Here is a 12,478-nt window from a genome sequence, read left to right as displayed (position 1 = left end):
GGCACCCCGGGGCCGTGGAACAATCGGACGGGCTTCACCATTACGCCCTTCATATGTACGGCAGGAGACACAGCACGATGCGTATCGGAGTTCTCACCGCAGGCGGCGACTGTCCGGGCCTCAACGCTGTCATCCGGTCGGTCGTACACCGCGCCCTGGTCGGGCACGGGGACGAGGTCATCGGTTTCGAGGACGGCTTCAAGGGCCTTCTCGACGGCCACTTCCGCCCCCTCGACATCAATGCCGTCAGCGGCATTCTCGCCCGCGGCGGCACGATCCTCGGTTCGGCGCGCATGGAGCGCGCCCGCCTGCACGAGGCCGCCGAGAACGCCCGGGAACTGGCGACGCGCTACGGCATCGACGCCCTCATCCCGATCGGCGGCGAAGGCACCCTGACCGCCGCCCGGATGCTGTCGGACGCCGGGATGCCGGTCGTCGGCGTGCCGAAGACCATCGACAACGACATCTCCTCCACCGACCGCACCTTCGGATTCGACACCGCCGTCATGGTCGCCACCGAGGCCATCGACCGCCTCAAGACCACCGCCGAATCGCACCAGCGCGTGATGGTCGTCGAGGTGATGGGCCGCCACGCGGGCTGGATCGCCCTGGAGTCCGGCATGGCCGGCGGCGCCCACGGCATCTGCCTGCCGGAGCGCCCCTTCGAGGTGGACGCCCTGGTGAAGATGGTGGAGGAGCGATTCGCCCGCGGTAAGAAGTTCGCCGTCATCTGCGTCGCCGAGGGTGCGCACCCGGCCGAGGGCTCCATGCCGTACGAGAAGGGCGCGATCGACCAGTACGGTCACGAGCGCTTCGCCGGCATCGGCAACCGCCTCGCGGTCGAGCTGGAGCACCGCCTCGGCAAGGAGGCCCGCCCGGTCATCCTCGGCCACGTCCAGCGCGGCGGTGTGCCCACCGCGTACGACCGCGTTCTGGCCACCCGCTTCGGCTGGCACGCCGTCGAGGCCGTCCACCGCGGCGACTTCGGCAACATGACCGCCCTGCGCGGCACCGACATCGTGATGGCCCCGCTCGCCGCCGCGACCACGGAGCTGAAGACGGTCCCCGAGGAACGCATGTACGAGGCGGAGTCCGTCTTCTGACCCGCCCGGCCAGGACCCGCGCCCCTGCCGGGCCGACCTCGGGCCCCGATTTCCCGCCGGACGGCCCCGGAGACCCGTGCTCCGGGGCCGCTCCGCGCCCAGGACCGCGCTGGTTAAGATTCCGGCCGGGGGACAGGTCGGCCGAGTCGTGTGGACGGATCGGGCCTGTACGTCCGAGCCCGTCCTCCGCTCGCACGCACTCGATGGAAAGGTGCCCCCACTCCCGTGGCGACCAGCTCTGCCGTCCTGACCTCCGAACCGGTCGAGAACCGACCGGGACCCGGGGGCACCGGCCCCGCCGCACGACGCAGCCCCTTCGTCCTCGCCGCGGCCCTCGCCGCGTCCTGGACGGTGCCGCTGCTGCTCCACGCGGTCGCCCTCGACGTGCTGCTCCTCCCCGTCCTGGTCCTGACGACCGCCGCCCTGATCCGGGTGGGCGGCGGGCTGCTCGACCGCCTCGTGGTCGCGGCCTTCCTGCTCTGCGGCGCCGTGATGGGCTTCGGCCTGCTCTTCTCCGTCTGGCCGTGGGGCCTGGCCCCCGTGCCCGGTGCCGGCCTGCTGCTGACCATCGCCTCCGTCTCCGGCTGGCTGGCCCGCCGCAGGCCCCGCATCCCGCTGCGGCTGCGCGGCTCGGACGCGCTGATCGCCGGCACCGTGGCCGTGGTCTGGCACTACGTCCACCACCCGGTGGCCGGCCGGTCCGCCGCCGACCGGCTGGCCCACTTCGTCACGTCCGAGGACCGGATGGGGCACTTCTCGTACTTCACCGGCATCCGGCAGGTCGGCGGCTACGCCTTCCTCCACCAGGACGCCGCCCGGACGTACATGATGACGCCGTCCGAGGCGGTCTACCCGCAGGGCTCCCACTTCCTCCTGGCCTGGACCGACGCCCTGGTGACGTCCTCGGCCCAGGCGGGCTCCGCCCTCGCCATGACGAACCGGTACTTCCTCTACGTCCTGGCCGCCTACGCGCTGTTCTGCGGGGCGCTGGTCTGGGCCGCCCGATGGATCGGCGGCCCGCGCCTGCGCGGCTGGCGCGCGGCCGCGGTCTGCGCCACGGTCGCCGCGCTGATGATGTCCGGATCGATGGCGCAGCTGATCGAGCGGGGCTTCGACTCGGAGACCATCGGACTGCTGTTCCTGGCCGTCGCCCTGGCCCTGCTGGTGCGGCCCGCGACGGGCCGGACCGAGTTCGTCCTCGTCGCGGCGGCCGGGCTGATCGCCGTCACCTACGTCTACAACCTCTACGGCGCCCTCGTCGGCCTCGCCCTGGCCGCGGTGCTGCTCGTCCACCGGCGCCGGTTCGCCGGCCGCTGGGTCCCGGTCCTCGCGGCACTGGCCGGCGCCACCCTCGTGGCGGGACTGCCCAGCCTCTTCTCCGTCCTCACGAAACTGGACGTCGCCAAGACCTCGAACCTGGCCGGCCCGATGGTCATCCCCGACCGCCCGGTGTTCATCGGGCTCGGACTGCTGGCCCTGGTCGCGGCCACCCTCCCGGTGAACCGCCGGACCGGCACCGGACGGATGGTGCTGGCCCTCGTCCTCGGCGCGGCCGCGGTGATCGGCGTCTTCGGCGCCTGGCAGAAGCACACCATCGGCTACTACTCGTACTACTTCGAGAAGCTGACCGCCGCCGGGCTGGTGATCGCCCTGCTCTCCCTCGGCCTGACCGGGCTGATGCTGCCGCCCGCCGGCGGGACGGCGGCCACCGCGCTGCGCCGCCGGGCGGACCTGCTGCTGCGCTCCGGCCTCGCGGCGGCCGCGGCGCTGGCGCTGTTCGGCGGCGTCCAGTGGGGCGTGCCCTCCGGCTGGGGCCACCCCTCGGCCTGGTACGAGAGCTCCATGCTCAAGTGGGCCCGGGGCGAGGCCAGGAGCACCGACATCGGCCCCCCGGCCGCCGCCCTCACCGGCCGCGACCTGCAGGGGGTCACCTCTCCGGTGATCGCCCTGTACGGCAACGACGCCTACCTCAACCTGAGGTCGACCTTCCTCGCCCAGATCCTCACGCACCAGGCGGGCAACATGGTGGGGCTGTACGAGGTCTTCTACGTCAAGGTCGGCGGACCCGCGGCGGTCGAGGAGACGGAGTACCAGGCCTCGCTGGGCCACCTGAAGACCGCGATCGCCTCGTGCCCGGCACCACCGACCGTCCTGGTGGGCGACCGGAAGACCGCCGACCGGCTCAGGAACGACCTGGCGGCCGCCGGCAGCGCGGCCACCGTGGTCCACGCGCCACTGCCGTAGGGGGTGCTCCGCCGGCCCGGACGGTCCTACGTCGTACCGCCCGCGAGCTGCCAGAACCGGTCCGCGATCTCGATGAGGAACTCCCGGCCGGCGTCCCCGCTGGCGGCCTCGCCCTGGCCGCCGCCCCAGCTGAGCGTCGCCACCATCCGCGACTGGTAGTCGCCGTGCAGCTGCTCCAGTACCCATTCCAGGTTGGACTTGGGGATCGGCAGCAGCTTGCCCAGCGGCTTCACGTACGCCTGCCAGCGCGTGGTCACCGCACTGCGCAGCAGGTCGGCCAGCTCCTCCTGCTTGCCGGTCGCCGTCACGAACTGGGCCAGCGTCAGACCCAGCACCGTGGCGAGGCCGGCGGACTGCCGTTCGTTGCCCTTCCAGCGCCCGGTGTCCTCCATCTTCTGGTACGAGTTCGTCTCCAGTCCGAGCCGCCGGGCCAGTTCGTCCGCGGCGAGCCCCCGGGCCATCCGGTGCTCCCGCAGGGTGACCGGCTCGGCGAGCAGCTCCCCGGGCGAACACCACAGGACGCCCGCGAGCGCGGTGAGCTCGACCGAAGAGGGTGATGTCTCGCCACGCTCCCAGGCCATCACGGTCTCGGGCGCGACGACGAGTCCGTACTGGGCGCGCAGGCCGTAGGCGACATGTCCGGGAGCCATGCCCAGGGCCGCGCGCAGACGACGCGCGGCGGGGGCATTGAAAGGTGGGCTGGAGTGCACACCGCACACCGTAGGAGTGGCCGGGCAACGGCGCCTACAGACCAAACAAACAAGCCCATACCTCGTAGGAAAGTCCTATGAAGATAGGGGCATTCGCCGGGTTTCCGGGCGACTGTCCGGTAATCGGTGCGCTGGAAGATCCTTTGTTTTGAGTACGGTTCCAGCCAATGCCGGTCGGCGCAAGAGTCGTCACACCCTCCACACAAGATGAACCGGACACCTATTCCGTTCCCCTCCGTCCTTTGCCTTGACGTCGGCGTCAAGGATTACGGTCGTTCCATGCGCATCGACGAACTGGCGGAACGGGCCGGGACCAGCACCCGGACGCTGCGGTACTGCGAGTCGCGGGGGAGAGGGATGGGGACATGAAGGCTCACGGTGTGGCGGAAGTGACCGACGCGGACTTCGAGGCCGAGGTGATCGCGGAGCGCGGGCGGCCGGTCCTCCTGGAGTTCACGGCCGACTGGTGCGGCCCCTGCCGCCAGATCGCGCCCGTGCTGTCCGCGGTCGCCGCCGAGGAGGCCGACCCGCTCAAGGTCGTGCAGATCGACGCGGACAGCAACCCCGCCGCCGTCACGCGGTACGGGCTGCTGTCCCTGCCGACCCTGCTCCTGTTCCGCGACGGCGAGCCCGTCAAGCAGATCGTCGGAGCCCGGGCCAAGCGCCGGCTCCTCCTCCAGGAGCTGGAGGAGGAGCCGGCGGCCGCCGCTAGGGCCTGAGCCAGACCGTCGCCAGCGGCGGGAGGGTCAGGCGCAGGCTGGCCGGGCGGCCCTGCGCCGGCACCGGCTCCGCCCGCAGCGGCTGCGTGTGGTGGACGCCGCTGCCGCCGTAGACCTGGAGGTCGGTGTTGAGGACCTCCCGCCACAGCGGCACCTCCGCCGGCACGCCGATCCGGTAGCCGTGCCGGACCACGGGCGAGAAGTTCGACACCGCCAGGAGCTGCGAGCCGTCCTGCGCGTACCGCAGGAAGGCGAACACGTTGTCCTCCGCGGCGTCCGCCTCCACCCAGGCGAAGCCCTCCGGCACGGTGTCCCGCTCCCACAGGGCCGGCGCCGCCGTGTACGTGCGGTTCAGGTCGCGCACCAGGCTCCGTACGCCCCGGTGGTCGCCGGCCGCCGCGTAGGAGTCGTCCAGCAGCCACCAGTCCGGCCCGTACGCCTCCGACCACTCCGAGCCCTGGGCGAACTCCTGCCCCATGAACAGCAGTTGCTTGCCCGGGTGGGCCCACATGAAGCCCAGGTAGGCCCGGTGCGCGGCCCGCTTCTGCCACCAGTCCTCCCCGGGCATCTTGGACACCAGCGAGCTCTTTCCGTGCACGACCTCGTCGTGCGAGATCGGCAGCACGTAGTTCTCGCTGAAGGCGTAGATCATCCCGAAGGTCATGTCGTGGTGGTGGTACTTGCGGTGCACCGGCTCCTTCGACATGTAGCGCAGGGTGTCGTGCATCCAGCCCATGTTCCACTTCAGGCCGAAGCCGAGCCCGCCGGAGTCCGTCGGGCGCGTCACGCCGTCCCAGGCAGTGGACTCCTCCGCGATCGTCACCACGCCCGGGCAGCGCCGGTACACGGTGGCGTTCATCTCCTGGAGGAACGCCACCGCGTCCAGGTTCTCCCGCCCGCCGTGCTCGTTGGGCGCCCACTCGCCCTCGCCGCGCGAGTAGTCGAGGTAGAGCATCGAGGCCACCGCGTCCACGCGCAGCCCGTCCACGTGGAACTCCTCGCACCAGTACACGGCGTTGGCGACGAGGAAGTTGCGGACCTCCTTGCGGCCGTAGTCGAACTCCAGCGTCCCCCAGTCCGGGTGCGCGGCCCGGCGCGGGTCCTGGTGCTCGTACAGCGCCCGCCCGTCGAACTCGGCGAGGGCCCAGTCGTCGCGCGGGAAGTGCGCGGGCACCCAGTCGACGATCACCCCGATCCCGGCCCGGTGCAGCGCGTCCACGAGGAAGCGGAAGTCGTCCGGGGTGCCCATCCGCGAGGTCGGCGCGTAGAAGCCGGTGACCTGGTAGCCCCAGGAGCCGCCGAAGGGGTGCTCGGCGACCGGCATCATCTCCACGTGCGTGAAGCCCAGCTCCTTGACGTACGCGGGGAGCTGCTCGGCGAGCTGCCGGTACGAGAGCCCGGGCCGCCAGGACGCCAGGTGCAGCTCGTACACCGAGAAGGGCGCCTGGTGCGGCGGCCTTTCGCCGCGCTGCGCCATCCACTCCGCGTCCCGCCACACGTGGCCGGAGGCGGTGACCACCGAGGCGTTCGCCGGCGGGACCTCCGCTGACCGGGCCATCGGGTCGGCGCGCAGGGTGTGACTGCCGTCCGGGCGCGTGATGTCGTACTTGTAGAGCGCACCGGCGCCCACGCCGGGCAGGAAGAGCTCCCACACGCCGCTCGCGCCGAGCGAGCGCATCGGGTAGGCGACGGAGTCCCAGTACGAGAAGTCCCCGGCGACCCGGACCCCCTGCGCGTTCGGCGCCCACACGGTGAACCGGGTCCCGGCCACGCCCTGGTGCTCCATCGGCTGGGCACCGAGCGCGGTCCACAGCTGCTCGTGGCGGCCCTCGCCGATCAGGTGCAGGTCCAGCTCGCCGAGGGCGGGCACGAACCGGTACGGGTCGTGGACCTCGATCTCGTCGCTGTCGTACGCGACCAGCAGCCGGTACTCCGGCACGCCGGTCAGCGGCAGCAGTCCGGAGAACAGCCCGTCGCCCTCGTCGAAGAGCTCGGCCCGCAGCCCCTTGGCGACGATGGTGACCGCCTTGGCGTAGGGACGCAGCACGCGGAAGGCCACCCCGCCCCGCGCGGCACGGGCACCCAGCACCCCGTGCGGATCGTGGTGGCGGCCCTCCAGCAGCCGGGCCCGTTCGTCACCGCCCAGTGCGGGCGCCGGCCGGACCCCGCGTGGAGGGGCGGCGGCGCGGCGGGCCCGGGGGGCGCGGGCCTTCTTCGCCGCCGCCGGGGCGGGTGCGGCTTCGTCGCGGACGGTCGGTGACGGCTGTCGTGCGGCGCTCACGCGAGCGGCCTCCTCGGGGGCTTCGGGCGGGGGTGCGGGGAGATGGAACCGGGGGCGGGCGGGGTCGGCGGCACGCGGTGCGCGGGTCGCGAGGGTTCCGAGAGCCGCCGGATCGCGGCCATCGGGACGTGCAGCCAGTCGGGGCGGTGCCGGGACTCGTAACGGGCCTCGTACACCGCCTTGTCGGTCTCGTACGCCCGCAGCAGTACGGGGTCCTCGCGGGGGTCCCGGCCGGTGGTGCGGGCGTAGCCCTCGCAGAAGGCGGCCCGGCAGTCGTCCGCCCAGGCGGGGGCGAACGGCCGGTGCGAGCGGGCGGCGTAGTCGAAGGAGCGCAGTATCCCGGCGATGTCGCGCACCGCCGGTTCGGGACGGCGCCGGTCGGCCAGCGGCCGGGCCGGCTCGCCCTCGAAATCGATCAACGACCAGCTGCCGTCGAGGGTGCGCAGGGTCTGACCCAAATGGAGGTCCCCGTGGATCCGCTGGGCGGGCACCCCCGCTCCCCGGGAGGCGGCCAGCGCGTCGAAGGCTCCCCGCAGTCCCGCCTCGTAGGGCCGCAGGGCGGGCACCTCCCGGGCGGTCGCGGCCAGCCGGGCGGTCATCCCGGCGGCCAGCCGGGCGGTCTGCTCCGGGCCGAGCGCGACGGTGGGCAGCGCGGAGGCGAGCGCGCTGTGCACCTCGGCGGTGGCCCGGCCGAGCGCGTGCGCCTCGGCGGTGAAGTCGGCCCCGGAGCCGAGCCGGCGCAGCGCGAGCTGCCAGCCGTCGTCGGAGCCGCGCAGGTACGGCTGGAGCACGCCCAGGGTCAGCGGCTCGCTCCCGGGCGGCTCGGCCTCGTACCAGGCGACGGGCGCCGGGACGCGGGCGCAGCCGGCCGCGGCCAGCGCCCGGGGCAGTTCCAGGTCCGGGTTGACCCCGGGGCCGACCCGGCGGAACACCTTCAGGATGAACGAATCTCCGTAGATCAGTGAAGAGTTGGTCTGCTCCCCGGAGAGCGGCCGGGGCACGAGCCCCGCCGGGATCGGCGTGGCCGGGTCCCGGTCGAAGCGCAGCGGTCCGAGCACCCCGGGGGAGCGCAGCCGCTCCAGCAGCATGGCCGCGAGCCGCGGGTCGCCCAGCGCCTCGTAGACCGCCCGGCCGGCGTACGGGCCGTCCTCGGCGTGGCCGATCAGGGTGGGCGCGAGCGCGGGCGGCAGGGACGGGCGGATGCCCAGCAGCAGTTGGTAGCAGTCCCCGTCGACGTCGAGGAGCAGGTGCAGCAGTCCGGGGGTGGAACCCGGCGGCAGCAGCTCGGCCGCCGAGACGGTCCTGAGCCTGCTGATGGTGCGGCCCTTGCCCGCGAACCAGCGCTGTGCGGGCAGCCAGGCCCTCAGCATCGGTTCCAGCGGGGTGATCCCGGCGGCCCGGTCGGCCGTGAGCCGGCTCCGGGCGGATGCAGCCTCCGACATGGCGTCGCGTCCTTTCCCCGGGCCGTCACAGAATGCGCAGAGTGTCCCGGATGCGCGGCAGTTGCTTCTCCGGCATGTGCGAGTGTCGGGTCAGGATGATCCGTACAGGGGCGGGCGATTGACCCATTCGAGCTGCCCGCCCCTCCGCCGGCCCGTTACCCGTCGCGTTGCTCGCCGCGCTGTTCGGTCCGCAGCCGGAACCAGTAGAAGCCGTGGCCCGCCAGGGTCAGCAGGTACGGCCACTCACCGATCGGCGGGAAGCGCACGTCGCCCGTGAGCTCCACCGGGACCCGTCCGTTGAACGACCGAAGATCCAGCTCGGTGGGCTGCGCGAAACGCGAGAAGTTGTGCACGCACAGCACCAGGTCGTCCCCGTACTCGCGGAGGAACGCGAGCACCGCCGGGTTGGACGAGGGCAGTTCGGTGTACGAGCCGAGTCCGAAAGCCGGGTTGGCCTTGCGGATCTCGATCAGCCTGCGGGTCCAGTGCAGCAGTGAGGAGGGCGACGCCATGGCCGCCTCGACACTGGTGACCTGGTACCCGTAGACCGGGTCCATGATGACCGGCAGGTTCAGCCTGCCCGGATCGCAGGAGGAGAAACCGGCGTTGCGGTCCGGGGTCCACTGCATGGGGGTCCGGACGCCGTCGCGGTCGCCGAGCCAGATGTTGTCGCCCATGCCGATCTCGTCGCCGTAGTAGAGCACCGGCGAGCCCGGGAGGGACAGCAACAGGGCGGTGAACAGCTCCATCTGGTTGCGGTCGTTGTCCAGGAGCGGGGCGAGGCGGCGCCGGATGCCGATGTTGGCCCGCATCCGCGGGTCCTTGGCGTACTCGGCGTACATGTAGTCGCGCTCTTCGTCGGTGACCATTTCGAGGGTGAGCTCGTCGTGGTTGCGCAGGAAGATGCCCCACTGGCAGCGGTCCGGGATCGCCGGTGTCTTGGCCAGGATTTCGGAGACCGGGTAGCGGGACTCTCTTCGTACGGCCATGAAGATGCGCGGCATGACGGGGAAGTGGAAGGCCATGTGGCACTCGTCCCCGCCGGTCGCGAAGTCGCCGAAGTAGTCGACGACGTCCTCGGGCCACTGGTTGGCCTCGGCGAGCAGCACGGTGTCCGGGTAGTGCGCGTCGATCTCCGCCCGGACCCGCTTGAGGAGCTGGTGGGTGCGGGGCAGGTTCTCGCAGTTGGTGCCCTCCTCGGCGAAGAGGTAGGGCACGGCGTCGAGGCGGAAGCCGTCGATGCCGAGGTCGAGCCAGAAGCGCAGGGCGGAGACGATCTCCTCCACGACGGCCGGGTTCTCGTAGTTGAGGTCCGGCTGGTGGGAGAAGAAGCGGTGCCAGTAGTACTGCTTGCGTACCGGGTCGTACGTCCAGTTGGAGGTCTCGGTGTCGACGAAGATGATGCGGGCGTCCTGGTACTGCTTGTCGTTGTCGGCCCACATGTAGTAGTCGCCGTACGGTCCGTCCGGGTCCTTGCGCGACTGCTGGAACCACTCGTGCTGGTCGCTGGTGTGGTTCATGACGAAGTCGATGATCACCCGCATGCCGCGGGTGTGCGCCGCGTCCACGAACTCCACGAAGTCGGCGAGGTCGCCGAACTCCGGCAGCACGGAGGTGTAGTCGGAGACGTCGTAGCCCCCGTCGCGCAGGGGCGAGGCGAAGAACGGCGGCAGCCAGAGGCAGTCGACGCCGAGCCACTGGAGGTAGTCCAGTTTGGCGGTGAGCCCCTTGAGGTCCCCGACGCCGTCGCCGTTGCTGTCGTGGAAGGAGCGGACGAGGACCTCGTAGAAGACGGCCCGCTTGAACCAGTCGGGATCGCGGTCCTTGGCGGGGGTGTCCTCGAACGTGTCGTGGACGGGATCGTTGATCATCATGTGGTGGGTGACCCTCCGGTGGGCGGGGACGGTCGCAGAGCGGCCAGTACGTGCGCGGGCGTGCGGCCCGGCTCTAGGCGCACGTAGTTCGCCCTGCCCCAGTGATAGGTCTCGCCGGTGAGCTCGTCGCGCACCGCGAGGGACCCGTGCCAGTCGAGGCCGAGTACCGGCATGTCCAACGACACCGTCGCCTCCTGGGTGTGGTGCGGATCGAGGTTGACGACCACCAGTACGGAGTTGGCTCCGGCGTGCTTCGAATAGGCGATCACCTGTTCGTTGTCGGTCGAGTGGAAGTGGATGTCGCGCAGCTGCTGGAGCGCGGGGTTGCGGCGGCGCAGCCGGTTCAGGGCGGTGATCAGCGGGGCGATCGTGCGGCCGTCGCGGTCGGCGGCCTCCCAGTCGCGGGGCCGGAACTCGTACTTCTCCGAGTCCAGGTACTCCTCGCTGCCGTGCCGCACCGGGGTGTTCTCGCAGAGCTCGTAGCCGGCGTAGACCCCCCAGGCGGGCGAGAGGGTGGCGGCGAGGACCGCCCGTACCTCGAAAGCGGGGCGGCCGCCCTCCTGCAGGTACTCGTGGAGGATGTCCGGGGTGTTCACGAAGAAGTTCGGCCGCATCACGGAGGCCGAGGCGGTCCCGGACAGCTCGGTCAGGTACTCGGTCAGCTCGGCCTTGGTGTTGCGCCAGGTGAAGTACGTGTACGACTGCTGGAAGCCGACCGCGGCGAGCGCGCGCATCATGGCGGGACGGGTGAAGGCCTCCGCCAGGAAGATCACGTCGGGATCGGACTTGTTGATGTCCGCGATCACCTTCTGCCAGAAGACGACCGGCTTGGTGTGCGGATTGTCGACCCGGAAGATGCGGACGCCGTGCTCCATCCAGTACCGCAGGATCCGGCACGTCTCCTTGACGATGCCGGCCATGTCGGTGTCGAAGTGGATCGGGTAGATGTCCTGGTACTTCTTCGGCGGGTTCTCGGCGTACGCGATCGTCCCGTCGGCGCGGTGGCGGAACCACTCCGGGTGCTTCTCGACCCACGGGTGGTCGGGGGAGCACTGGAGGGCGAAGTCCAGCGCGATCTCCATGCGCAGCTCGCGGGCGCGCGCGACGAACGCGTCGAAGTCCTCGATCGTGCCGAGCTCCGGGTGGACCGCGTCGTGTCCGCCCTCGGTCGATCCGATGGCCCAGGGCACGCCCGGATCCCAACTCCCCGCGGAGAGGGTGTTGTTCGGTCCCTTGCGGTAGGTGCTGCCGATCGGGTGGATGGGTGGCAGGTAGACCACGTCGAAGCCCATCGCGGCGATCGCGGGCAGCCGCTCCGCGGCGGTCCGGAAGGTTCCGCTGACCGGTGCCTCGCCGGGCTCCAGCACCGCTCCCTCGGAGCGCGGGAACATCTCGTACCAGGAGCCGAACAGGGCCCGCTTGCGCTCGACGAGGAGCGGCAGCGGCTTGGAGGCGGTGACGAGCTCCCGGTAGGGGCGCTTGGCCAGCGCCGCGTCCACGGCGGGGTCGAGGGCGGCGGCGTAACGTTCGGCGGCCGGCCGGTCCTCGTCGCGCATGGTCTCGGCGGCGGCCAGCACGGCCTCGCGGCCGTCGCGCTTGGGAATCCGGACCCCGGCCCGCTCGTAGAGCTCGGCGCCCTCCAGCAGCATCAGCCCGGTGTCGATGCCTGCCGGGATCTTGATCGCGGCATGGGCCCGCCACGTGGCCACCGGGTCGCTCCACGCCTCGACCGTGTACGTCCACCTCCCCTCGGCCTCGGCGGAGACGCGGGCCCCCCACCGGTCGGTGCCGGGGGCGAGCTCGCGCAGCGGTACGGGGGGCCGCAGCCGCCCGCTCGGATCGCGCAGGACGATGTGCGCCGCAACGGCATCGTGGCCCTCGCGGAACACGGTGGCCGAGATCTCGAAGACCTCGTCCACGACCGCCTTGGCGGGTCTGGCGCCGCAGTCGACGGCGGGGCGGACGTCCAGCACGGGAATGCGACCGATCATGATGGGATCACCTGGGGGCAGTTCGCAGGGCTCGGTGACAACAGGCCAGTCGGTGTCACGACTGGTAGTGCACGCTCTGTTCGCTCTGTTTCTAGCCGCTCGGAAGACGGCTGG

At 71.5% G+C, this 12,478-nt stretch carries 8 protein-coding genes; 3 read left to right on the top strand and 5 right to left on the bottom strand.

Annotated elements, in window-relative coordinates; all coding sequences use genetic code 11:
- Positions 1-77: 77 nt before the first annotated feature.
- Together RIU97_RS12980 and RIU97_RS12975 are read left to right on the top strand one after the other, a co-directional pair.
- Entirely contained in the window at positions 78-1,103 is a 1,026-nt protein-coding gene (locus tag RIU97_RS12980; RefSeq protein ID WP_404956352.1) for an ATP-dependent 6-phosphofructokinase, read from the top strand.
- Positions 1,104-1,328: 225 nt separating this feature from the next.
- A complete protein-coding gene (locus RIU97_RS12975; protein ID WP_404956350.1) occupies positions 1,329-3,347 on the top strand; it encodes a hypothetical protein in 2,019 nt (672 codons plus the stop codon).
- A 26-nt stretch (positions 3,348-3,373) separates the two neighbouring features.
- Here RIU97_RS12975 and RIU97_RS12970 read toward each other — a convergent pair whose 3' ends face one another.
- The gene (locus tag RIU97_RS12970; RefSeq protein WP_404956348.1) at positions 3,374-4,066 is read right to left on the bottom strand and encodes an XRE family transcriptional regulator; all 693 of its coding nucleotides are present in this window, start codon (positions 4,064-4,066) and stop codon (positions 3,374-3,376) included.
- 356 nt (positions 4,067-4,422) lie between these two features.
- Between RIU97_RS12970 and RIU97_RS12965 the strand changes: the two genes are divergently transcribed.
- Positions 4,423-4,776 carry a thioredoxin family protein gene (locus RIU97_RS12965; RefSeq protein ID WP_404956346.1) on the top strand — a complete coding sequence of 118 codons (354 nt, stop codon included), beginning with the start codon at positions 4,423-4,425 and terminating at the stop codon, positions 4,774-4,776.
- Here RIU97_RS12965 and glgB read toward each other — a convergent pair.
- The 4 genes from glgB to RIU97_RS12945 all read right to left on the bottom strand — a co-directional run bounded on the left by glgB (position 4,766) and on the right by RIU97_RS12945 (position 12,364).
- Positions 4,766-7,057, bottom strand: a complete 2,292-nt coding sequence (gene glgB, locus RIU97_RS12960; protein WP_404956344.1) for a 1,4-alpha-glucan branching enzyme — start codon at positions 7,055-7,057, stop codon at positions 4,766-4,768. The two genes, RIU97_RS12965 and glgB, sit on opposite strands and share 11 nt — an antisense overlap.
- Positions 7,054-8,499 carry a maltokinase N-terminal cap-like domain-containing protein gene (locus tag RIU97_RS12955; RefSeq protein ID WP_404956341.1) on the bottom strand — a complete coding sequence of 482 codons (1,446 nt, stop codon included), beginning with the start codon at positions 8,497-8,499 and terminating at the stop codon, positions 7,054-7,056. The genes glgB and RIU97_RS12955 overlap by 4 nt, the downstream gene beginning before the upstream one ends.
- A gap of 155 nt (positions 8,500-8,654) precedes the next feature.
- On the bottom strand, positions 8,655-10,373 hold the full coding sequence (gene treS / locus RIU97_RS12950) for a maltose alpha-D-glucosyltransferase (RefSeq protein WP_404956339.1): 1,719 nt from the start codon (positions 10,371-10,373) through the stop codon (positions 8,655-8,657).
- The gene (locus RIU97_RS12945; RefSeq protein WP_404956337.1) at positions 10,370-12,364 is read right to left on the bottom strand and encodes a maltotransferase domain-containing protein; all 1,995 of its coding nucleotides are present in this window, start codon (positions 12,362-12,364) and stop codon (positions 10,370-10,372) included. The genes treS and RIU97_RS12945 overlap by 4 nt, the downstream gene beginning before the upstream one ends.
- Positions 12,365-12,478: the final 114 nt, after the last annotated feature.

This window comes from Streptomyces sp. 147326 (assembly GCF_045000215.1).
Taxonomy (GTDB): domain Bacteria; phylum Actinomycetota; class Actinomycetes; order Streptomycetales; family Streptomycetaceae; genus Streptomyces.
Note: the sequence above shows the minus strand (reverse complement) of the source record. Positions and strands in the feature narration are given on the sequence as shown.

What these genes read in the sequence shown, in the direction of transcription:
- RIU97_RS12980 (WP_404956352.1), top strand. Translation starts at nt 78, where the DNA reads ATGCGTATCGGAGTTCTCACCGCAGGCGGCGACTGTCCGGGCCTCAAC.
- RIU97_RS12965 (WP_404956346.1), top strand. Translation starts at nt 4,423, where the DNA reads ATGAAGGCTCACGGTGTGGCGGAAGTGACCGACGCGGACTTCGAGGCC.
- RIU97_RS12955 (WP_404956341.1), bottom strand. Translation starts at nt 8,499, where the DNA reads ATGTCGGAGGCTGCATCCGCCCGGAGCCGGCTCACGGCCGACCGGGCC.
- treS (WP_404956339.1), bottom strand. Translation starts at nt 10,373, where the DNA reads ATGATGATCAACGATCCCGTCCACGACACGTTCGAGGACACCCCCGCC.
- RIU97_RS12945 (WP_404956337.1), bottom strand. Translation starts at nt 12,364, where the DNA reads ATGATCGGTCGCATTCCCGTGCTGGACGTCCGCCCCGCCGTCGACTGC.